This is a genomic window from Vibrio sp. 11-4(1), from assembly GCF_013048625.1.
Classification (GTDB): Bacteria; Pseudomonadota; Gammaproteobacteria; order Enterobacterales; family Vibrionaceae; genus Vibrio; species Vibrio diabolicus.
In genome coordinates this window covers 14038-35194 of the sequence record NZ_VHSY01000017.1, presented here as the reverse complement: position 1 = coordinate 35194, position 21157 = coordinate 14038, and the positions used below count along the sequence as shown (strand labels likewise).

Sequence of the window (21157 nt, the reverse complement as noted above, 5' to 3'; positions counted from 1 at the left end):
ATCAGGAGAAACGCAATGGCATTATGGGGCGGAAGATTTACCCAAGCGGCAGACACTAGATTTAAAGAGTTTAACGATTCGTTGCGTTTTGACTACCGATTGGCTGAGCAAGACATCGTAGGTTCAATCGCATGGTCTAAAGCTCTGCTTTCTGTAGATGTTCTATCGGCAGAAGAACAGCAAAAGCTGGAACTTGCTTTAAACGAGCTGAAGTTAGAAGTGATGGAAGATCCTCATCAAATTCTTCGTTCAGATGCAGAAGATATCCACTCTTGGGTTGAACAGCAGCTGATTAGTAAAGTGGGAGATTTAGGTAAAAAGCTCCACACTGGGCGTTCTCGTAATGACCAAGTAGCGACAGACCTAAAACTTTGGTGTCGTCAGCAAGGCCAGCAACTGTTGATTGCTTTAGATCGTCTGCAAGCACAAATGGTTCATGTTGCTAAGCAGCACCAAGGCACTGTATTGCCTGGCTATACTCATCTTCAGCGCGCTCAACCTGTCACCTTTGCTCACTGGTGTTTGGCTTATGTTGAAATGTTCGAGCGTGACTACTCTCGTCTGAATGATGCCTTACAGCGTCTCGACACTTGTCCACTTGGCTCGGGTGCTTTAGCTGGCACGGCTTATCCGATTGATCGTGAACAATTAGCTCATAACCTTGGTTTCCACCGCGCTACGCGTAATTCACTCGATTCGGTTTCGGATCGTGATCATGTGATGGAACTGATGTCGGTGGCCTCGATTTCTATGTTGCACCTTTCTCGTCTTGCAGAAGATATGATCTTCTACAACTCAGGGGAGTCTAACTTTATTGAGTTAGCGGATACGGTGACGTCTGGTTCGTCATTGATGCCACAGAAGAAAAATCCGGATGCACTTGAGTTGATCCGTGGTAAGACAGGGCGTGTCTATGGCGCATTATCGAGCATGATGATGACAGTGAAAGCCCTACCATTGGCGTACAACAAAGACATGCAAGAAGATAAAGAAGGGTTGTTTGATGCGTTAGATACATGGAATGATTGCATGGAAATGGCAGCGCTGTGTTTTGATGGCATTAAAGTGAATGGTGAGCGTACGCTTGAAGCTGCGAAGCAAGGGTATGCGAACGCGACTGAGTTAGCTGATTACTTAGTGGCGAAAGGCATCCCATTCCGTGAGGCGCACCATATTGTGGGCGTAGCGGTGGTAGGGGCAATTGATAAAGGCTGTGCGCTGGAAGAATTGTCTCTGCAAGAGCTAAAAACCTTCTCTGAGGTGATTGAAGATGATGTGTATGACATTCTGACAATAGAGTCTTGTTTGGAAAAACGTTGTGCGCTGGGTGGCGTTTCGCCTCACCAAGTCGCTTATGCGGTAGAGCAAGCGGATAAACGTCTGAGCCAGCGTGACAGCTCGGCAGTGAAAGTGCGTCCTGCACGTTTGACGGACATTGAAACACTAGAGGGCATGGTGGCTTATTGGGCGAACCTCGGTGAGAATCTACCCCGCTCTCGTAATGAGCTCGTGAGAGATATTGGCTCCTTCGCGGTGGCAGAGCATCATGGTGAAGTGACAGGTTGCGCTTCTCTATATGTGTATGACTCAGGGTTGGCTGAAATACGCTCTCTTGGTATCGAAGCAGGCTGGCAAGGTCAAGGGCAGGGCAGTGCAATCGTAAATCACTTGGTTGAGAAAGCACGTCAAATGGCGATAAAGAAGGTCTTTGTCCTCACTCGAACGCCAGAGTTCTTTATGAAGCAGAGCTTCTTACCAACATCGAAGTCGCTGTTGCCAGAAAAAGTCTTGAAAGATTGCGATCAGTGTCCACGTCAGCACGCGTGTGATGAAGTGGCGCTAGAGATCAATTTAATGGAGCAAGTGATCCAAAAATCGCATGTGGCATGAGCTGAAATTTCGGAGTGATTTTATTAGCATTCAATGACATAGTTATTTTCTGATTCACTTACATCAGTATTTGCTAAAAAAATCGAAAAAATTTGGAACCTTTGAGAGGAAGCTCGGTCTATTAAAGTACCACTGCTTTTTCTTAGAAGAATCTAAGAGAGCCCCAGAACTGATATTGGTTTTGGGGCTTTTTTCTATCTGCCACTTTACTCTTTTTTATCCGTCTCTTTTCGTCCTCGCCGACGTTGCCACGGCAAGATGACAAAACGCATCCATAAGTGCAAAAACAATAAAATATTGAAAGCGAAACCAGCAAAGATCAAAGCGATCGACTCGATGCTTTGTGGATCATCTTTGAACGCAAACCACCACACAATCCAGCACAGTACCGAAAGCACCGTTAACTGATCCAAGCATCGTTGGCAACGCCCAAGCTTTTTCCAAAACCAATGTTCCTCGCAACGGCGACAAGTCATAGTGTTTTCCAAGGCATCAGTGTTGCTTCAGATTATATACCTAACACAAAGAGAGAAAGCGTTTTTTGTCGCAGCTTAGAGCGCAGGAACACCACCAAAAATGGAAAGTTAGCTTTGTAGATCTTATGTGGCACGTGATTGATGTATGGTGCGCTGTCAGTCTTTAATAGGAAAAATAATCATGTCGACAGAATTGAAATTTGCGCTGAGTATCGCTGGTGGCTTTTTTACGATCGGTGTAGTCGCGATCATCATGGTAAGTCGTTACGCAATGATGGCTGTGTAGTACTTATGTAATCGCCTCAAAGTAGTCAACAGAAAGCCTCGTTAATCACGAGGCTTTCTGTTTTGTTTGGTATGTAAAGACTGGCTCGATTGAGCATGAAAGCGTTAGCAACCAGGCCCACAGTCAAGGCAATGTTTCACCATTTCTGGCCCTAAGTGTAGTTTTGCATTCAAATCACGTAGAGCGGTGCGGACACCCTCTTCGATCACTGGATGATAGAAGGGCATATCTAGCATCTCAGAAACCGTCATTCTATTTTGGTGTGCCCAAGCCAAAAGATGCGCGAGGTGTTCTGCGTTAGGCCCCATCATCTCTGCACCTAAAAAGCGTCCAGTACCTTGCTCGCCATAGACATGTAACATCCCTTTGTTTCGTAGCATGACACGCGAACGTCCTTGATTCTCAAACGAGACTTCACCAGTAACAAAACAACCACAGCTTCCTAAGCGAGTTTCCAGTTGTTTGAAAGTTTCACCGACCATAGCTATTTGCGGATCGGAAAATACAGCTGAAATTGGCGAACGACGCAGACCTGCACGAATATCCGGGAAACGACCAGCATTGTCACCAGCAATGCGGCCTTGGTCAGCGGCTTCGTGCAGCAATGGAACTTGGTTACTTGCATCACCCGCAATAAAAATACTCTCTACGGAGGTTTGCAATGTGTAGTGATCTGCGGTTGGTACACCGCGTTCATCTAATGACACATTAGTGTTCTCGATCGCTAGCTTATCTACGTTAGGACGTCGTCCAGTGGCTGCTAAAACGTAATCAACAATAAAGGTTTCTAATTCACCGTCGTGGTTAATGAATTGGATCTCAACTTTGTCAGCGCCTGCTGCATTCGATGATGGTATGCGCTTCATGCTTTCTACTTTTACATCGGCATCAAGATAGAACTCTTCTTTAAAAGTTTTATCGGCATAAGCCATCACCTCTGGATCTGTCAGTGGACCAACTTGACCACCAAGACCAAAGAGCCTCACTTTCACCCCTAGGCGGTGCAATGCTTGACCGAGTTCAAGTCCGATCACTCCGGGGCCAAATACCGCAATGGACTCAGGCAAATCACCCCAATCAAAGACATCATCATTCATTACGAGACGGTCACCCAACTCATTCCAAGCTGCTGGATAGGCAGGACGAGAGCCCGTCGCGATCACAATCCGTTTTGCGGTGACCTGAGTATGGTCATCTATGATAAGTGTATGATTATCGGCAAACTTCGCGTAGCCCGAGAGTTTGTCTTCAGCGGGAATATCATCGACGCTTTCAAGCACAAAGCCAACAAAACGATCACGTTCGCGTTTTACACGATCCATGACTTCTTGTCCGTTAATGCGTATTTCACCTTGCGGATGGATCCCAAATCCAGGCGCTTTTTCGATTTGGTGGACACTTTCTGCGGCCGCAATCAACAGCTTAGAGGGCATGCAACCGACGCGAGCACAGGTTGTTCCGTAAGGGCCGCCTTCAATCATTACTACGCTATTAGTATGAGCTTTTGCTGCTCGATAAGCGCCAAGACCAGCAGTACCACCACCAATAATCGCTACGTCGACATTAACTTGTTTCATCGTGAACTCTCGCTGTTTGTTTTTAAGCCAAGCTAGCTACATTGAGCTTGGAGAGTGAATTGGGTCGTTGAATCTGTATAAGGAGTCACCTTATCGGTAGACGACTACTTATCTAGACTAGTAGAAGAAGTGAGTTAGGGTTGGCCTCCGAGCCAAAGGCACCGGAGACCGAGGGTGTAGGCTATGGACAGCTTAGCCTAGATACGCTTCTAGCTCTTCGCTACCGCCGATGTGTTTGCCACCGATAAAGACTTGTGGAACAGTCGTGCGACCAGATATAGCTCGTAGACTAACTGTCGTTGCGTCTTTACCCAGAATCACTTCTTCATATTGAAGACCGTGGTCAATCAGGTTTTGTTTCGCTTTCATACAGAAAGGGCAGCCTGGCTTAGTGAATACCGTGATGGACTCTTGCGTTTTGTAGTCTGGCGCAATGTAGTTCAGCATGGTGTCTGCGTCTGACACTTTGAATGGGTCGCCTGGTTCGTTTGGCTCAATGAACATTTTTTCCACTACGCCATCTTTTACTAGCATGCTGTAACGCCATGAACGTTTACCAAAGCCGATGTCGTTTTTATCCACTAACATACCCATGCCATCGGTGAATTCACCATTACCATCCGGGATGAAGGTAATGTTTTCTGCTTCTTGGTCTTGTTTCCATGCATTCATCACGAACGTATCATTGACCGAGACACAAATAATCTCATCCACTCCGTGCTCTTTAAATACAGGGAACAATTCGTTGTAACGAGGTAGATGGCTTGATGAACAGGTTGGAGTAAATGCACCCGGTAAGCTAAATACGATAACGGTCTTACCTTTAAATAGCTCATCAGTCGTTACATTCATCCAAGAGTCACCTTGACGAACTGGAAAAGTAACTTGAGGGACTTGTTGACCTTCTTTAGATACAAACATAATGATTTCCTTTAACTATTTTAAATTATGCGTATAGAGCTTAGCGTTTTTCTTTGCTCTGTTTCGTTCTGTTGAGCCCATTATTGTAAAAATCCTTTGATAGCTCTAATCGTTTGGTGTTATGGTTTTGATAGGTATTAGCTATTGTTAAAAGAAGCGAATTGTGAGTTATGAATATTCGAGATTTTGAGTACTTAGTTGCACTTGCGGAACATAAGCACTTTCGCAAAGCGGCAGAAGCATGTTTTGTTAGCCAGCCAACATTGAGTGGACAAATTCGTAAGCTAGAGGATGAACTCGGTACCACTCTCTTAGAGAGAAGCAGCCGTCGCGTTTTGTTTACCGATTCAGGGTTGCAGTTGGTGGAGCAAGCTAAGCGTATCTTAAGTGAAGTGAAAACTTTTAAAGATATGGCGAGTGGTCAGAGCGGAGCAATGACTGGGCCGATGCATATTGGTTTCATCCCGACGGTAGGTCCGTATCTACTACCCAAAATTCTGCCGCAGATAAAAGAAGCATTTCCTGAACTGGAGCTGTTCCTGCACGAAGCTCAAACACATCAGTTGGTGCGTCAATTAGAAGAAGGTAAATTGGACTGCTTAGTCTTGGCTTCGGTTGATGAAACGGCACCTTTTAAAGAAATCGAAGTGTATAACGAGCCGTTAAGTGTTGCGGTGCCATGTGATCATGAGTGGGCCTCTCTCGACCATGTTGATATGTTGGAGCTGAATGGTAAAACCGTTTTAGCGCTAGGAGACGGTCACTGTCTGCGTGATCAAGCGTTAGGTTTCTGTTTTGCTGCCGGAGCGAAAGACGATGAACGCTTTAAGGCAACCAGTTTGGAGACACTGCGCAATATGGTCGCTGCTGGTGCTGGGATTACGTTATTGCCTCAGCTTTCTATCCCCAATGAGAAGCAAAAAGATGGCGTGTGCTATGTACCAGCCGTTAACCCTACGCCTTCGCGCAATATAGTCCTTGTATATCGCCCGGGTTCACCACTGCGTGCAAGGTTTGAAGCTTTGGCGGCGAAGATTAAAGAAGTATTGGCTTCTTATCCTTCATTGAACGCCGCGGCGTAAAAGCCGATATAAAAAAGGGAGAGCGAATGCTCTCCCTTTTGCTTTAGTGATTTAGAACAGCTCTTCTGCGCCAGAGCCGGAAGAATAAATACTGTCTTCCAAACGGTCGCCAGCGTATTCGGTAGGCTCAGTGCCTTTTTCAAAGTATTCGAACATCGAAGTGCTGTCTACTTTGTGCGTTAGCATGCCAGTGTTGCGATCAATACGAACACGAATGATGTTATCTGGAATATTTTTACCTTGCTCAGGTGTTTCTTCTAGTGCAACGCGCATAAAGTCAATCCAAGCGGGTTCTGCGGTTTTCGCACCCGATTCAGCACCAGAAATTTGGCCTTTGCCTAGGTTGCTATTAACCGTTGTGCGACCAAGGGCGCGTGAGTGATCATCAAAACCAACCCAAGCAATGGCAACAACACCAGGACCATAGCCGTTGTACCAAGCATCTTTGGAGTCATTCGTTGTACCCGTTTTACCACCGATATCACGACGCCCCAGTTTTTGTGCACGCCAGCCAGTACCGTTCCACCCCGTACCTTCACGCCAGTTACCACCACCCCAAATGTTGCTGTACATCATCTCACGCATCAAGAATGCGTTTTGCTCAGAGATAACTTGTGGAGCATATTGAGGTTCATCATTTTCCAGTGCGTTGTCTGTTGCCAAACCATCAATCGCGACGTCTTGTTCGCCAAACTCATCGGCATAGCGATTGTCTGGCTGAGCGCTCATTTGTGGGCAATCCTTATGACAAACGCTCTTTGGATTCGCTTTAAACAGCACTTCACCGAATGCATCTTCCACGCGTTCTACGTAGAACGGTTCGACGTAATAACCTCCGTTCGCAAATACAGAGTAGCCTTGTGCTACTTTCATTGGTGTTAAGCTACCAGCACCGAGCGCGATGGTCTCTGAACGTGGTACTTGGTTAATATCAAAACCAAAACGAGTAAGGTACTGACGAGTTTCATCAAGGCCTACTTCACGCAGCGTACGCACTGCCATCACGTTCTTTGACTGAGCTAATCCGAGGCGAAGGCGAGTTGGACCGCCATAGGTTGGTGGTGAGTTTTTAGGTCGCCAAGCCGAACCAGAACCTGCGTCCCATTTGTTAATTGGCGCATCGTTGATCAGAGTGGCCAGGGTAAGTCCCTTGTCAATTGCGGCTGAGTAGATAAATGGTTTGATACTTGAGCCAACCTGACGCACTGACATAGTGGCACGGTTAAACTTACTATGAACAAAGTTAAAGCCACCCACTAACGACAATATCGCACCATTTTCCGGGTTCATCGCGACAAACGCGGTGTTCGCTGTTGGCACTTGGCTCAGTTTCCAGCTTTGTGTCGTGTTGTCATCTTCATTGGCTTCGCTCACTTCGCGAACCCAAACTTGTTGACCCGTCGCTAGCACATCATGCGCTGATTTTGGTGTTGAGCCTTGGCGGTTTTCGGTGATGTATTTACGTGCCCAATGCATTCCAGTCCAAGGAATGGTCTGCTCTTCATGGTTTTTAACCCAAACTTGTGCAGTCTTATCATCGACTTTTGTCACGACGGCAGGATAAAGGTCACCATAAGTTGGTTGCTTCTTAAGATGCTTTTCTATTTGCTCGCTGTTCCAAGCGGTTTCACCTTCTTTCCAAAGCACTTTTTCCGCACCGCGGTAGCCGTGACGTTCATCGTATGACAGCAGATTATTTACCACGGATGTATTCGCGGCATCTTGCAGTTTAGAGTCCACCGTCATGTAGATATTCAAGCCAGAGGTATAGGCTTCTTCTTCACCGTACTCTTTCACGGCCCATGCACGAGCTAGTTCCGCCACATAAGGAGCTGAAAGTTCAATTTCAGCACTGTGGTAACGTGCCACGATAGGTTCGTTGCGTGCTTCGTCATACTGTTCTTGCGTGATGTATTTTTCATCAAGCATTCGCATTAACACGACGTTACGGCGTTTTGTCGCACGCTCAAGAGAGTAAATTGGGTTCATCGTTGATGGCGCTTTTGGCATCCCTGCGAGTGTCGCAAGTTCGCTTAACGTCAATTCATCAAGGCTCTTACCAAAGTAAACTTGAGCGGCCGCACCAAAACCATATGAGCGGTAACCAAGGAAGATTTTATTGACATAAAGTTCCATGATTTCTTGCTTACTCAGAAGCTGCTCAATGTGGATAGCAATGAAAATTTCTTTAATCTTACGCATGATCTTCTTCTCATTAGATAAGAAGAAGTTACGCGCTAGCTGTTGCGTAATGGTACTTGCGCCCTGCTTAGCGGAACCTGAAATCGCAACTACAACGGCTGCACGAGTGATGCCGATAGGATCGATACCCGGGTGTTCGTAAAAACGGCTATCTTCGGTTGCGATTAGCGCATGAATTAAGTCTTGAGGAATTTCATCATAAGTAACAGGAATACGACGCTTTTCACCGAACTGTGCGATCAGCTTCCCGTCTTGACTAAACACCTGCATAGGTGTTTGTAATTCAACGTCTTTTAGAGTTGCAACATCTGGCAATTCAGGCTTCACGTACTGATAGAAGCCAAATATTGTGGTGACTCCAAGAATTATGCAAATCAATGTTAAAAATAATAAACGCTTTATGAACTTCACCGGAGAATCCCTGATTGGTTGAGGCTGTGTAACGGCAAACCCTTGTACTCTTAGGTCAAAAATTTAGCACATAGAGATATTAACTCTTATTTGGGTGCTAATAACAACCTTTGCACGAAGAAATTTCGGAGCGAGAGTAAGAGATGGATAAGCTAATCGTTACCGGCATCGATATAGGCCATAACAGCCTCAAAGCCGTAGTACTTAAACCCACAGGCAACAATTACGCTCTGTTGGGTTACAAAGAAATATTACTAAAGGAAGGTATTGTCGCTGAAAATAACACTATAAATCATCAAGAAATTGTAAAGACCCTAAAGCTGATTAAAAAAGAACTGCCTTTTGGTGCTAAAAAGGTCGCAATTTCAGTGCCTGATAATTCGGTGATCAGTAAAAAGCTGCAAATAGAACAAAACCTTGAAGATAGCGAAGTTGAGTTTGCTGTGATTCAGGCATTTTCTCATCAATCGCCATTCCCTGTCGAAGAGCTGAGTTTAGACTTCGTCTGTCTTCGTGCCGAAGATGGGTTGCGTGGGACTGATAACTATCAAGTGTTTGCGACAAGAAAAGATGTGGTCGATAGTCGCGTGGATGCATTACAAAAATCCGGACTAAAACCCGTTTTAGTGGACGTGCATTCACAAAGTCTTGGTCATATCTGGAAGCTCACCGCCGATCGCTTTCCTGACAAAAATAAGTACTGCTTACTCGATATTGGCACCTCATCGAGCTCCTTTACCATGTTTACCGAACAAGGTGAGCTGTTTCACAAAGAGTTTGCTTGCGGCACTCGAGGAGCAAACAGCCCTGTTCAAGATGATTTGATGTCCGATGATGCTCAGGAGAAAACAGAGCTGTTTAATCGCCAAATCGTGGAACGGGTGAAACGTCAGATGCAGCTCTACACCTCAATTAATGGCTCGCAAAATATCAAAGGTATCTGGTTATCAGGGGAAGGAGCTTCGACACCAATGCTTGCGGAAGAGCTATCTCAGCAACTGTCATTAGAGTGTGAATTGCTAAACCCGCTAGGGCTATTTGAAATGAAGGTGTCCAAACGTAAACGTCGTGCCGCGGATTGGCAGCATTTCTCTACAGCCGCAGGACTCGCGATTCGTGGCATTCATTGGCTAGGAGGTGCGCGTGCTTTATCGCATTAATTTACTTCCTTGGCGAGAGAACCAAAGAGAAGAGCACCGACGTCGTTTCATTAGCTTGGTCGCGTTAGGCATGTTGGTCGCCATTGGTATTCAATGGGGTATTGGAAAGTTTTTTGAGTACCAACAAGACCAGCAGCAGGAGCGGCTTGATTACCTCACTCACTACATTGCTGAGCTTGACCAGCGTATTGAAGCAATGAAAATCGCCGAGCAAGAGCACAGCAAAATCCTCGAACGTTTAAAAGTGGTTGAAGGGTTACAAAACGGTAGAAACAAAACGACCGAGTTTATGAACTTGATGCCAGCCGTCATTCCTGAAGGTGTATATGTCGACAAGATCAAAATGAATGATCTGGAAATTGAGATCTCAGGGATCTCTGATAGCACTCCAAAACTTGCCACGATGCTGGACAACATGGAGCGTTCGGCCAAGTTGAATGATGTAGAAATGCACTCCATCGTTCACGGAAAAGCGCGTTTTGGAAAAGAGTTCCAAACGTTCAAAGTGTCTTTCATGTTCAAAGTGCCGGAGAAAAAAGCGGAGGCCCAGCATGGTTGATTGGCAGGATCTCGAAATAGATGAAATGGCAGAGTGGCCATTGTTGCCTCAGCTTGTGGTTATCGCGCTGCTGATTTTCCTCATTCAAGGTTTTGGCTATTGGTTTTACCTTAAGCCAAAAGAAGAGCAATTGAATAACTTGGTCCAGCAGGAGCAGACGCTCAAGGTAGCACTGAAGATCAAAGCGAACAAAGTAGCTGCATTGCCTCAGCTTCAATCTCAATTGGATGAACTCACCACGCGTTACGAGTTATTGCTACAACAACTGCCCGCGCAAAAAGAGTTGGCTACGATGCTCGCTTCGGTGAATGAACTCGGTATCGACAATAAGTTGACCTTTACCCGTATCGACTGGGGTGAAAAGCAATCAGAGCATTTCCTCTATCGTCTTCCTTTAAACATTGAGTTAACGGGGGATTTTCATGACATTGGACATTTTTCTCAGGCGATAGCAACGCTACCTCGAATCATCACGTTTAAAGATGTGACTTGGCAGCGTGTCAGCCAAGAAAGTGAAACTCTGCACTTTAGGGTACGAGCCAATACCTATCAGTTTAAGCCAGAGGAGACGAACAATGACAAGTAAGCATTCGTTGTTGGTGCTGATGGGGTCTCTTCTACTTGGATGTCAGGCGAATGATGAGTCATTAACGGATTTTATTCGAGGGGTGGAGAGTCAGGCGCGTCGAGATGTCGAGAAACTTAAGCCTGCAGATAAGTATGTTGCCGTCACGTACGCACCTGAAGTACAGCGTGCGCCCTTTGAGTTACCAAAAGAAGCCACGATCGCCACTCAGCCCGTTGCAAGAAAAGATTGCTGGCAACCGCCTTCAAGAAGGCGCACTGGCAAATTAGAAAAATTCCCATTAAGCCAATTACGTTTGAAAGGAGTTATGGGCATGGGTAATACGGTTTCTGGTCTCGTTCAGGCACCCAATGGCACCGTTTATAAAGTGAAGCCGGGGCAATACCTCGGACGCAACAATGGCAAAGTGACCCAAGTCAGCCATTCCTATTTGTTAATTAATGAAACGTTGCCCGACGGCTTAGGGTGTTGGCAGAAGCGTAAAGTTAAGTTGGCTTTGAGATAGCCCCATTTATTTTTGATATTGAGTAATGAAAATGAGACAAGGATTAACACGTACAACAAGGATACTAACTGGGCTCTTCTCCTTATGGTTGTTTGTATTTTTAGCCCCTTTAGTGGCAGCAGGAGAAGTATCGTCTAATGCCTTAAAGAGTATCGACTTTCGCACTAATAAAGATAAAGACGCCGTTATAGTCGTTGAACTGGCGTCACCTGCCGCGATTGTTGATGTCAAACGCGTACAGGAAGGGTTAAGTATCGATTTGCTTAATACTTCGGTAAAAGACGAGCAACTGTATCTCCTAGACGTAAATGATTTCTCGACTGTGGTTGAAAGCGTAGAGGTGTTTCGCGATACCTCAACTACGCGCTTGGTTGCGCACATCAATGAAGAATATACGCATGATTACCGTTTAACGGGGCGATTCTTGGAAATCAAAGTGGCTAAGATCAAACCCAATGAGAAAGCTCCGGATAAAAGCATTCTAGAAAAAGAAGGCAAGCTCATTTCGATTAACTTCCAAGATATTCCTGTACGTAACGTGTTACAGCTAATTGCCGACTACAACCAGTTCAACTTGGTTGTTTCAGACTCCGTAGAAGGTAACCTCACACTTCGTCTTGATGGTGTTCCGTGGCAGCAAGTGCTGGATATTATTTTGCAAGTTAAGGGGTTAGATAAGCGTGTTGATGGCAACGTGATTCTGGTTGCTCCAACAGATGAGCTTGATCTGCGCGAAAAACAGCAACTCGAAAAGCAGCAGCTAGAACAAACGATGGGAGAGCTTTCGTCTGAAATCATCAAGGTAAACTTCGCTAAAGCATCAGATATTGCAGAAATGATCAACGGAGAAGGGAACATCAGTATGTTGTCTGAGCGAGGCAGTATGACCATTGATGAACGGACTAACTCGTTATTGATTCGTGAGCTACCTGAAAACATTGAAGTGATTCGAGAAATTATTGAATCTTTGGATATCCCGGTGAAGCAGGTTCAAATTGAAGCGCGTATTGTGACCATCAATGAAGGCAACATGGACGAGTTGGGAATTCGCTGGGGCTTTACCTCTATTAATGGCAATAACACGGTTGGTGGTTCTATCGAAAACAACCTTGCCACGATCGGTTTATATAACGGTGGTGGTGAAGGAGAAGACGGTGGTGACGGTGATGGAGTAGGTATCGATGACTTCCTAAACGTAAACTTAGCTGCAACCAGTCCAAACGCGACCAGCATTGCTTTTCAGGTTGCAAAATTAGGCTCAGACACCTTGTTAGACCTCGAGCTTTCTGCGCTGCAACAAGAGTCCAAAGCTGAGATTATCTCAAGCCCACGTTTGATCACTACCAATAAGAAGCCTGCCTATATCGAACAAGGTACCGAGATACCTTATCTAGAGTCCTCATCAAGTGGTGCCACGACGGTAACGTTCAAAAAAGCAGTATTGAGTTTGAAGGTGACGCCACAAATTACACCGGATAACCGCCTTGTGTTGGACTTAAGCGTTACGCAAGATAGACCTGGACAAGTCGTGAAAACAGGTACTGGTGAAGCCGTTGCGATTGATACTCAACGTATCGGGACGCAAGTGTTAGTAAATAACGGTGAAACCGTCGTTCTTGGTGGTATTTTCCAGCACAGCATTACTAACTCGGTGGACAAAGTGCCTTTGTTAGGCGATCTGCCGCTATTAGGTGCGCTTTTCCGTCGAAGTTATGAAAATGTTGGCAAAAGTGAGCTGTTAATTTTCGTCACCCCTAAGGTGGTGATTCAGTAGTTCTACCTCGTGAAAAACTGATTAAATCAAAAATAAAGTTGCAATAGTGGCACCATGCTTGGATAATTTCGGGTCTTATCACGAATTATCTGTGAGGAACTGGTGCCACAAGCCTTGTAGAACAGCGATTTAGCTGTGTTTTCTTGTGGCGATCTTATTGAATCAATGTTGTAAATTACTGCTAAACATGGCTGAGAAACGTAATATTTTCCTTGTTGGCCCAATGGGCGCCGGCAAAAGTACAATTGGTAGACATCTAGCACAGCAACTGCATATGGAGTTTGTTGACTCCGATACAGTGATCGAAGAACGCACTGGTGCAGACATCTCTTGGGTTTTTGATGTAGAAGGTGAAGAAGGCTTCCGCAAGCGTGAAGAAGCGGTACTTGAAGACCTAACACAAGAGCAAGGCATCGTGCTTGCGACTGGCGGTGGCTCTGTTAAGAGCAAAGAAAACCGTAATCGTCTTTCGGCACGTGGTGTTGTTGTTTACTTAGAAACGACGATTGAAAAGCAACTTGCGCGCACAAACCGTGACAAGAAGCGTCCTCTACTTCAAACGGACAACCCTCGCGAAGTATTGGAGCAATTAGCTGAAGAACGTAATCCTCTGTATGAAGAAGTAGCGGATTACACTGTTCGCACTGACGATCAGAGTGCAAAAGTGGTAGCCAACCAGATCGTAAAAATGCTAGAAGAGAGATAAGTTTTTATCTTTTTTTTAATTGGAGCAAACCGATGGAACGGATTACGGTCAACCTAGCTGAGCGTAGCTACCCAATCTCTATTGGCGCCGGGTTATTTGAGGACCCGGCGTACCTCTCTCAAGTTCTCTCAAACAAAAATGCAAAACAAAAAGTTGTTGTGATCAGTAATGTCACAGTGGCGCCTTTGTATGCTGACAAAATTTTAAAGCAACTCGAGCAGCTCGGTTGTAGTGCATCCTTGTTAGAATTGCCTGACGGCGAACAGTACAAAAACTTGGATGTGTTTAACCAAGTGATGAACTTCCTCCTCGAGGGGAATTACGCTCGTGATGTTGTGATCATCGCGTTAGGTGGTGGCGTTATTGGCGACCTTGTGGGTTTTGCTTCTGCCTGTTACCAGCGTGGGGTCGACTTTATTCAAATACCAACGACATTACTATCTCAAGTGGACTCTTCGGTGGGTGGAAAAACCGCGGTTAACCATCCGTTGGGTAAGAACATGATAGGTGCGTTTTACCAACCTAAAGCCGTGATCATCGATACCAACTGTTTATCGACGTTGCCTGAGCGTGAATTCGCAGCAGGTATCGCAGAAGTCATTAAGTACGGCATAATTTACGATGCAGACTTTTTTGTATGGTTGGAAGAAAACCTTGAACGCTTGTACGCGTTGGATGAAGAAGCGCTAACTTATGCCATTGCACGTTGCTGTGAAATAAAAGCGGAAGTGGTGGCTCAGGATGAGAAAGAATCGGGCATCCGCGCTCTGCTCAACTTAGGTCACACCTTTGGTCATGCGATTGAAGCTGAGCTTGGCTACGGCAATTGGCTGCATGGTGAAGCGGTTTCTGCTGGCACGGTTATGGCGGCCAAAACTTCGCATCTGCGCGGTCTTATCTCAGCAGAGCAATTTGAGCGTATTGTTGCGATTTTGCGTCGTGCCAAATTGCCTGTTCATACTCCAGAAAGTATGAGCTTCGATGACTTCCTCAAACATATGATGCGAGATAAAAAAGTCCTCTCTGGTCAATTAAGATTAGTTCTACCTACAGGCATTGGTAGTGCCGAGGTCATTGCTGATACGACACAAGACGTACTCAAACAGGCGATAGACTTCAGTCGCGATATTTAACCTTGTAATGGCGCCTTTGGGCGTCATTCTTGTAGTGTATTAAGGTTATTAGATGAGTGTTGCTCACGTTCTGGAATTAGATTCTCAAATCGAGTTGCTTGATAGGTTAGGATTGCTGACTAATTTTGGTTCCAATTTCATTGCGATTAATGGTCATGATGGTTATGGAAAATCTTGGTTAGCGCAGCGATACCTTGAAGTGGGTGCCAGTAACAAGAATCAATGTTTGTTACTTTGTCATTCTAATCAAGATGATGTGCAGCGCCGCATCCTTATTTTGAGTCAACTGGTTTCGGACGCATTGTTTAATCAGCAAGAGCCTTTACTTGATAGCCTCGAAAGACTATTGGGTGATGAGCCTTGTGATATCGCGATTGTGGTTGATGATGCGCATTTATTAAGTGAGACGCTCGTTTCTGAGCTTTGGATGCTGGTTTTAGAGGCGCATCATAAGCCGAATTGGACCATCAATGTCTTATTATTTACGCAGTCTGGGCGCTTAGAAGGATTGCTGTCACGTCTCAGTTACGGACAAGAGATAAAGCCTGTTGAGCTTGATATTGATATGTTGTCCGAAGTGGAAGCCCGTCGTTTCTTTGAATCACTTGTTGCGCGCTATGTTGATGATGAGGCGGAGAAGCGGGTTCGAGATGCATTTAAAAAAGTTGACCCAGTACCGGGTGACATCATGGCGTTAGGAGAGATGAAAGTGGAAAAAAGGATCATTATCCGCTCGATTGTCGGTTCACCGCTGAATATTGCGTTAGTGGTATTAGCATTACTGCTGCTTGCTGCCGGTGGCTATTGGTGGATGTATAATCAACCAAGCCCTGATGATAAAGCGCAGCAAATTGCTGGTAGTTTAGAGCAAACGGCTATTCCAACTTTTGAAGAGTCAGGAATCAGTGCTGCGCAGTCTTCACTACAATCTGTGACTGATGGCACTAGCAGTGGCCTTGATGGCTCTGGCGCGATTGATGATTCTGATTCATTACCGCCAGCAGTAACGGAAGAAGTGGCGAGCGTTGGCAGTGATGACAATCAACAGAGAGTGGTGATTGAGTCGAATGTGGTCGATGCATTGCTTGAAGGTAAAGCTGATTCAGCAGACACAAAAGCGATTGATGATGTCGTGGGCGTTGAGAAGCAAGACGCCACTGATGAAACCAGCTCACCCTTAATAAAAGTCGTAAAACCAAATCAAGGTATGACGCAAACTTCTGCTCAGCCAGAAGAAGACGGTGCGAAGCAGTCTGTGGTTAAGTTTTCATTTGCTCGCGAAGAATTAAAAGCACTATCACCAAGAGCCTATACACTGCAGCTTGCTGCTATGACGTCAATGGACGATGTACAAGCCTTCCTCGATGAGCATCAGCTGAATAATCAAGTACGAATTTATCCTACCGTTCGCAATGACACCGAGTGGTATATCATCACATACCAAGATTATCCGACAATTCAAATGGCTCGCGATGCCGTTGCAAGCTTGCCTGATTCGGTTAAGTCGGTGAGTCCTTGGGCAAAATCACTCCGTCAGGTTCATCGCGAAATTGAACGAGTGAAATAAACCTGAGCTTCGCTGAAAAATATGTTACATTCCGCAGCCTTAATTTTTGGTCGATAGATAGAGCAGTAGATGAAAAAGCAACGAGCCTTTCTTAAATGGGCAGGAGGAAAATACGGACTGGTTGAAGACATCCAACGTCATTTACCACCGGCTCGAAAGCTAGTTGAACCTTTTGTTGGTGCGGGCTCAGTGTTTCTGAATACTGATTATGACCATTATCTACTGGCAGATATCAATCCAGATCTGATCAATCTGTACAACCTACTAAAAGAGCGCCCGGAAGAGTACATCTCTGAAGCGAAGCGTTGGTTTGTTGCCGAGAATAACCGTAAAGAAGCCTACTTACACATTCGCGCTGAGTTTAATAAAACAGATGACGTGATGTACCGCTCTTTGGCGTTTTTGTACATGAACCGCTTTGGTTTTAATGGCCTATGTCGTTACAACAAAAAAGGCGGCTTTAACGTTCCGTTTGGTTCATATAAAAAGCCTTACTTCCCAGAGGCGGAATTGGAGTTTTTTGCCGAAAAAGCCAAGAAAGCCACGTTCGTTTGTGAAGGTTATCCAGAAACTTTTCGCCGAGCACGTAAGGGGAGTGTGGTGTATTGCGATCCTCCTTATGCACCGCTTTCAAACACGGCAAATTTCACCTCATACGCAGGTAATGGTTTCACGTTGGATGACCAGGCTGCATTAGCCGACATTGCTGAAAGAACGGCGACTGAGCGTGGTATTCCGGTTTTGATTTCTAACCACGACACTACGCTGACGCGTCGGTTGTATCACGGTGCGGAGCTCAATGTAGTAAAAGTGAAGCGCACCATTAGCCGCAATGGCAGTGGTCGTAATAAAGTCGATGAGCTGCTTGCGCTTTTTCATGCCCCTGAGATGGATCAACCAAGCTCTTAGTTCTCACACTATTAAATCTAAATAGTGGATCTCCCCACTGGCTTCGGTAGAATTGCGCGCAGATTGTTTGCTCATTACTACTGAGGTCAGGTATGAAAGATTTTCTTATTGCTCCATCCATTTTATCGGCAGATTTTGCTCGTCTCGGTGAAGATGTCGAGAAAGTACTCGCAGCGGGTGCGGATGTGGTGCATTTCGACGTTATGGATAACCACTATGTACCAAACCTGACTTTTGGTGCACCTGTGTGTAAAGCACTACGCGATTACGGCATCACCGCACCAATCGATGTTCACCTAATGGTGAAACCGGTTGACCGCATTATTCCTGATTTTGCAAAAGCGGGTGCGTCGATGATTACATTCCATGTGGAAGCTTCTGATCATGTAGACCGTACACTGCAGTTAATTAAAGAGCACGGCTGTCAGGCTGGTGTGGTACTAAACCCAGCAACGCCACTTGCGAGCCTTGAGTTCATCATGGACAAAGTCGACATGATTCTACTGATGTCGGTTAACCCTGGCTTTGGTGGTCAATCATTCATTCCTCACACGCTAGATAAACTGCGTGCAGTTCGTAAGATGATCGATGAGTCTGGTCGCGATATCCGTTTAGAAATTGATGGCGGTGTGAAGGTTGACAACATTCGTGAAATCGCAGAAGCGGGCGCAGACATGTTCGTTGCAGGCTCGGCAATTTTCGGTCAGCCAGATTACAAACAAGTGATCGATCAAATGCGCACGGAACTGGCTGAAGTAAAATAAGTCCCTATATACGCGCGATAATGCCCTGATTTTAAAGGCTGTCACTTTATTGGCAGCCTTTGTTATTTCTAGTGTTGGATGAAATAAAATATCCCCTGCGTTGAGCAAATAATCACTTGCCTATTTTGCGCCCTTTCTGTACTATTCGTGCTCCTTAAACTCAGTCAATTATCTTTAGTTCCTTGCTTCCTCTGGACGACTGAGCCATTTGTGGAAGCTGAATAATCCGTAAGGAGCAACCAATGCGTCATTACGAAATCGTATTCATGGTGCACCCAGATCAAAGCGAGCAAGTTGCTGGCATGATCGAGCGTTACACTGGTTCAATCACTGAAGCTGGCGGTAAAATCCACCGTCTAGAAGACTGGGGCCGTCGTCAACTGGCTTACCCAATCAACAAGCTTCACAAAGCTCACTACGTTCTTATGAACGTTGAAGCTGACCAAGCTGTAATTGATGAGCTAGAAACTGCTTTCCGTTTCAACGATGCAGTTCTACGTAACATGATCATGCGTACTAAAGCAGCGATCACTGAGCAATCTATCATGCTTAAGCAAAAAGAAGAGCGTGCTCCACGTCGTGAAGAGCGTTCTGAAGCTAAGCCTGAAGCTAAGTCAGAAGCTGCTGAGTAAGTTTTCTTATGGCCAATCGAATGGAGCTGAGCGGCACCATTGCCAAACCGCCCATTCGTAGTAAAAGCCCTGGTGGCATTGAACACTGTCGGTTTTGGCTGGAGCATCGCTCTACTATTATCGAAGCTGACTTACCTCGACAAGTTTATTGTCGTATGCCGGTAGTCGTCAGCGGGCTTGGGTCACAAGCACTAACTCAGAATTTAGTTCAAGGCAGTAACATTAAGGTAAGTGGTTTTGTCACTTATCAAACCGGCCGAAATGGCGTGGGAAAATTAGTGTTACACGCCGACAACATTACTCAAATTTAAGATTAGGAGATAGCCCATGGCTCGTTTCTTCCGTCGTCGTAAATTCTGCCGTTTCACTGCAGAAGGCGTACAAGAGATTGATTACAAAGACGTAGCAACTCTTAAAAACTACATCACTGAAGCTGGTAAAATCGTACCTAGCCGTATCACTGGTACAAGCGCTAAGTACCAGCGTCAACTAGCACGTGCTATCAAGCGTTCACGCTACCTAGCTCTACTACCGTACACTGACAAGCATCAGTAATCGGTTCATTTTATTAAGAAAGAGGATTAAGCAATGCAAGTTATTCTACTTGATAAAATTGGTAACCTAGGTGGTCTTGGCGATACTGCAAACGTTAAATCTGGCTACGCTCGTAACTTCCTTATCCCACAAGGTAAAGCAGTTATGGCAACTAAAGCTAACGTTGAAATGTTTGAAGCTCGTCGTGCTGAACTAGAAGCTAAAGTTGCTGAGCAACTAGCTGCTGCAGAAGCTCGCGCAGAGAAAGTTAACGCTCTAGAAGCTGTAGTTATCGCTTCTAAAGCTGGTGACGAAGGCAAACTATTCGGTTCTATCGGTACTCGTGACATCGCTGACGCTATCACAGCTGCAGGCGTTGAAGTTGCTAAGAGCGAAGTTCGCCTTCCTGAAGGTGCTCTACGTACAACTGGTGAGTTCGAGATCAGCGTTCAACTTCACTCTGAAGTTTTCGCAACTGTGAACCTACAAGTTGTTGCTGCTGAGTAATTCAGTATCAAGACGAAATACTAAAAAGCACCTCTTCGGAGGTGCTTTTTTATTTCTAAAACTGGGAAAAAAAACGGGTTAAAAAGCGAAGAGTAAATTAACGGAAAATACGCTATCCGCTTTGCTTAAGCCTTCAGGCACTTTATCGTGATACTGACGAGAGTGTGCCAGTTTTAGTGCGATATCTTCAGTAATATCATTGGTCACGCTGAGCTCACTATCGGCCCGAGTGTTACTTTTACCTGTTACCAACGTAATATCAGCCGCGAAACTCAAATTATCTAGTGCGTGCCAAGTCGTATTGATATTCCCTCGAAAAATGCCTTCTCGAACGATATCGGGAAAGACAATGTCGTCATCATCTATCTCATCTAAATTTGGTTCTTGATAACGAAAACCAGGACCGACTTCTACCTCTAAAATGAAGTTTTCAGTGTAGGAAAACTGGTAACCCAAACCGCCTGATAAGGTGTAGTCTTTAAAATAGGCACTGTAACGAGAATCCACCCCTTTAAAGCTGCCATACAAATACGTTTTAGGACCTAACTTGTAGTCACTCTGCAGGGCGTAGGTGGATGAGCGTTTGTCTTCTTCACCGTCTTTGTACAAGTTGTAGTACTTCCATTCACCATTAGAACGGTGTCGACCTGACGTATATTCAGCACTCAAACGAGCATTCAGGGAACGAGAGTCCGTGTTACCTGTGTGAGCTTGATAGCCGAACTCCACCTCGGTTTTTAATGGGTCGGGCACATCAATATTTTGCTCTGGCTGTACTGATTCGTCAGCATACGATGCACTAGCGCATAGTAAGCTAAAGCTAAGTAACCAGTATCGGGACACATCAACCTCGAACGTAATTAAAAAGGAGGGGCATGATACTGATACAGATATTTTGTTGGGTCAATGGTAGGTTAATTTTTATTAGAGCTGGGCGGAAGAACCAGGCTATTACTTGTGCGGTTCGCATGTTGAT

21 protein-coding genes are annotated in these 21157 nt (G+C 45.4%); 16 read left to right on the top strand and 5 right to left on the bottom strand.

Features of this window, described 5'->3' with window-relative positions; genetic code table 11:
* The first annotated feature begins 15 nt into the window (after positions 1 to 15).
* Complete coding sequence (gene argH / locus FKN16_RS22280) at positions 16 to 1890, top strand: argininosuccinate lyase (protein ID WP_006742774.1); 1875 nt, start codon at positions 16 to 18, stop codon at positions 1888 to 1890.
* A 206-nt stretch (positions 1891 to 2096) separates the two neighbouring features.
* Here the strand turns inward: argH and FKN16_RS22275 are convergent, their stop codons facing one another.
* From FKN16_RS22275 to FKN16_RS22265, 3 genes are all read right to left on the bottom strand, one after another.
* The gene (locus FKN16_RS22275; RefSeq protein ID WP_012841349.1) at positions 2097 to 2366 is read right to left on the bottom strand and encodes a DUF3624 domain-containing protein; all 270 of its coding nucleotides are present in this window, start codon (positions 2364 to 2366) and stop codon (positions 2097 to 2099) included.
* Between the two features lie 390 nt (positions 2367 to 2756).
* Positions 2757 to 4229, bottom strand: coding sequence for a dihydrolipoyl dehydrogenase (locus FKN16_RS22270; protein ID WP_170903552.1), 1473 nt, complete (start codon positions 4227 to 4229; stop codon positions 2757 to 2759).
* A 192-nt stretch (positions 4230 to 4421) separates the two neighbouring features.
* Positions 4422 to 5150 carry a redoxin family protein gene (locus FKN16_RS22265; RefSeq protein ID WP_005395721.1) on the bottom strand — a complete coding sequence of 243 codons (729 nt, stop codon included), beginning with the start codon at positions 5148 to 5150 and terminating at the stop codon, positions 4422 to 4424.
* A 170-nt stretch (positions 5151 to 5320) separates the two neighbouring features.
* Here FKN16_RS22265 and oxyR point away from each other — a divergent pair, with 170 nt between their 5' ends.
* Positions 5321 to 6232 carry a DNA-binding transcriptional regulator OxyR gene (gene oxyR / locus FKN16_RS22260; protein WP_005395720.1) on the top strand — a complete coding sequence of 304 codons (912 nt, stop codon included), beginning with the start codon at positions 5321 to 5323 and terminating at the stop codon, positions 6230 to 6232.
* Positions 6233 to 6283: 51 nt separating this feature from the next.
* Here oxyR and FKN16_RS22255 read toward each other — a convergent pair whose 3' ends face one another.
* Positions 6284 to 8845: a PBP1A family penicillin-binding protein gene (locus FKN16_RS22255; protein WP_161444903.1), complete on the bottom strand. Its 2562-nt coding sequence runs from the start codon at positions 8843 to 8845 to the stop codon at positions 6284 to 6286.
* Between the two features lie 143 nt (positions 8846 to 8988).
* On the opposite strand from FKN16_RS22255, the gene pilM reads away from it, so the two are divergent.
* The 14 genes from pilM (at position 8989) to rplI (ending at position 20181) form a co-directional block, all read left to right on the top strand.
* Entirely contained in the window at positions 8989 to 10005 is a 1017-nt protein-coding gene (gene pilM / locus FKN16_RS22250) for a type IV pilus assembly protein PilM (protein ID WP_170903551.1), read from the top strand.
* Positions 9989 to 10564: a PilN domain-containing protein gene (locus tag FKN16_RS22245; protein ID WP_005395717.1), complete on the top strand. Its 576-nt coding sequence runs from the start codon at positions 9989 to 9991 to the stop codon at positions 10562 to 10564. Before pilM ends, FKN16_RS22245 begins: the two co-directional genes overlap by 17 nt.
* Positions 10557 to 11150, top strand: coding sequence for a type 4a pilus biogenesis protein PilO (gene pilO / locus FKN16_RS22240; protein WP_012841351.1), 594 nt, complete (start codon positions 10557 to 10559; stop codon positions 11148 to 11150). Before FKN16_RS22245 ends, pilO begins: the two co-directional genes overlap by 8 nt.
* The gene (locus tag FKN16_RS22235; protein WP_170903550.1) at positions 11140 to 11655 is read left to right on the top strand and encodes a pilus assembly protein PilP; all 516 of its coding nucleotides are present in this window, start codon (positions 11140 to 11142) and stop codon (positions 11653 to 11655) included. The genes pilO and FKN16_RS22235 overlap by 11 nt, the downstream gene beginning before the upstream one ends.
* Positions 11656 to 11686: 31 nt before the next feature.
* Entirely contained in the window at positions 11687 to 13429 is a 1743-nt protein-coding gene (locus tag FKN16_RS22230; protein WP_170903549.1) for a type IV pilus secretin PilQ family protein, read from the top strand.
* Positions 13430 to 13616: 187 nt separating this feature from the next.
* Positions 13617 to 14135 carry a shikimate kinase AroK gene (aroK, locus tag FKN16_RS22225; RefSeq protein WP_005381319.1) on the top strand — a complete coding sequence of 173 codons (519 nt, stop codon included), beginning with the start codon at positions 13617 to 13619 and terminating at the stop codon, positions 14133 to 14135.
* Positions 14136 to 14167: 32 nt separating this feature from the next.
* Positions 14168 to 15268 (top strand): 3-dehydroquinate synthase, encoded by a 1101-nt coding sequence (gene aroB / locus FKN16_RS22220; protein ID WP_170903548.1) that lies wholly within the window; start codon positions 14168 to 14170, stop codon positions 15266 to 15268.
* A gap of 52 nt (positions 15269 to 15320) precedes the next feature.
* Positions 15321 to 16835, top strand: a complete 1515-nt coding sequence (locus tag FKN16_RS22215) for an AAA family ATPase (RefSeq protein WP_170903547.1) — start codon at positions 15321 to 15323, stop codon at positions 16833 to 16835.
* A gap of 69 nt (positions 16836 to 16904) precedes the next feature.
* Positions 16905 to 17744 (top strand): Dam family site-specific DNA-(adenine-N6)-methyltransferase, encoded by an 840-nt coding sequence (locus FKN16_RS22210; protein ID WP_170903546.1) that lies wholly within the window; start codon positions 16905 to 16907, stop codon positions 17742 to 17744.
* Between the two features lie 92 nt (positions 17745 to 17836).
* Positions 17837 to 18508, top strand: a complete 672-nt coding sequence (gene rpe, locus FKN16_RS22205; RefSeq protein WP_005395709.1) for a ribulose-phosphate 3-epimerase — start codon at positions 17837 to 17839, stop codon at positions 18506 to 18508.
* A 242-nt stretch (positions 18509 to 18750) separates the two neighbouring features.
* A complete protein-coding gene (rpsF, locus tag FKN16_RS22200) occupies positions 18751 to 19140 on the top strand; it encodes a 30S ribosomal protein S6 (protein ID WP_005381299.1) in 390 nt (129 codons plus the stop codon).
* 8 nt (positions 19141 to 19148) lie between these two features.
* Positions 19149 to 19451 carry a primosomal replication protein N gene (priB, locus tag FKN16_RS22195; RefSeq protein WP_005381298.1) on the top strand — a complete coding sequence of 101 codons (303 nt, stop codon included), beginning with the start codon at positions 19149 to 19151 and terminating at the stop codon, positions 19449 to 19451.
* 16 nt (positions 19452 to 19467) lie between these two features.
* Positions 19468 to 19695, top strand: a complete 228-nt coding sequence (gene rpsR, locus FKN16_RS22190) for a 30S ribosomal protein S18 (protein ID WP_000090472.1) — start codon at positions 19468 to 19470, stop codon at positions 19693 to 19695.
* 33 nt (positions 19696 to 19728) lie between these two features.
* Positions 19729 to 20181, top strand: a complete 453-nt coding sequence (gene rplI / locus FKN16_RS22185) for a 50S ribosomal protein L9 (protein WP_005381278.1) — start codon at positions 19729 to 19731, stop codon at positions 20179 to 20181.
* 78 nt (positions 20182 to 20259) lie between these two features.
* Here rplI and FKN16_RS22180 read toward each other — a convergent pair whose 3' ends face one another.
* The gene (locus FKN16_RS22180; protein WP_006743223.1) at positions 20260 to 21024 is read right to left on the bottom strand and encodes a DUF481 domain-containing protein; all 765 of its coding nucleotides are present in this window, start codon (positions 21022 to 21024) and stop codon (positions 20260 to 20262) included.
* Positions 21025 to 21157: the final 133 nt, after the last annotated feature.

Bases quoted from the DNA above. Each gene is read 5' to 3' on its own strand.
- rpe (WP_005395709.1), top strand. From the start codon at position 17,837: ATGAAAGATTTTCTTATTGCTCCATCCATTTTATCGGCAGATTTTGCT.
- FKN16_RS22235 (WP_170903550.1), top strand. From the start codon at position 11,140: ATGACAAGTAAGCATTCGTTGTTGGTGCTGATGGGGTCTCTTCTACTT.
- rplI (WP_005381278.1), top strand. From the start codon at position 19,729: ATGCAAGTTATTCTACTTGATAAAATTGGTAACCTAGGTGGTCTTGGC.
- aroK (WP_005381319.1), top strand. From the start codon at position 13,617: ATGGCTGAGAAACGTAATATTTTCCTTGTTGGCCCAATGGGCGCCGGC.
- pilM (WP_170903551.1), top strand. From the start codon at position 8,989: ATGGATAAGCTAATCGTTACCGGCATCGATATAGGCCATAACAGCCTC.
- pilO (WP_012841351.1), top strand. From the start codon at position 10,557: ATGGTTGATTGGCAGGATCTCGAAATAGATGAAATGGCAGAGTGGCCA.
- FKN16_RS22210 (WP_170903546.1), top strand. From the start codon at position 16,905: ATGAAAAAGCAACGAGCCTTTCTTAAATGGGCAGGAGGAAAATACGGA.
- rpsR (WP_000090472.1), top strand. From the start codon at position 19,468: ATGGCTCGTTTCTTCCGTCGTCGTAAATTCTGCCGTTTCACTGCAGAA.
- FKN16_RS22215 (WP_170903547.1), top strand. From the start codon at position 15,321: ATGAGTGTTGCTCACGTTCTGGAATTAGATTCTCAAATCGAGTTGCTT.
- argH (WP_006742774.1), top strand. From the start codon at position 16: ATGGCATTATGGGGCGGAAGATTTACCCAAGCGGCAGACACTAGATTT.
- aroB (WP_170903548.1), top strand. From the start codon at position 14,168: ATGGAACGGATTACGGTCAACCTAGCTGAGCGTAGCTACCCAATCTCT.
- oxyR (WP_005395720.1), top strand. From the start codon at position 5,321: ATGAATATTCGAGATTTTGAGTACTTAGTTGCACTTGCGGAACATAAG.
- priB (WP_005381298.1), top strand. From the start codon at position 19,149: ATGGCCAATCGAATGGAGCTGAGCGGCACCATTGCCAAACCGCCCATT.
- FKN16_RS22275 (WP_012841349.1), bottom strand. From the start codon at position 2,366: ATGACTTGTCGCCGTTGCGAGGAACATTGGTTTTGGAAAAAGCTTGGG.
- rpsF (WP_005381299.1), top strand. From the start codon at position 18,751: ATGCGTCATTACGAAATCGTATTCATGGTGCACCCAGATCAAAGCGAG.
- FKN16_RS22270 (WP_170903552.1), bottom strand. From the start codon at position 4,229: ATGAAACAAGTTAATGTCGACGTAGCGATTATTGGTGGTGGTACTGCT.
- FKN16_RS22230 (WP_170903549.1), top strand. From the start codon at position 11,687: ATGAGACAAGGATTAACACGTACAACAAGGATACTAACTGGGCTCTTC.
- FKN16_RS22265 (WP_005395721.1), bottom strand. From the start codon at position 5,150: ATGTTTGTATCTAAAGAAGGTCAACAAGTCCCTCAAGTTACTTTTCCA.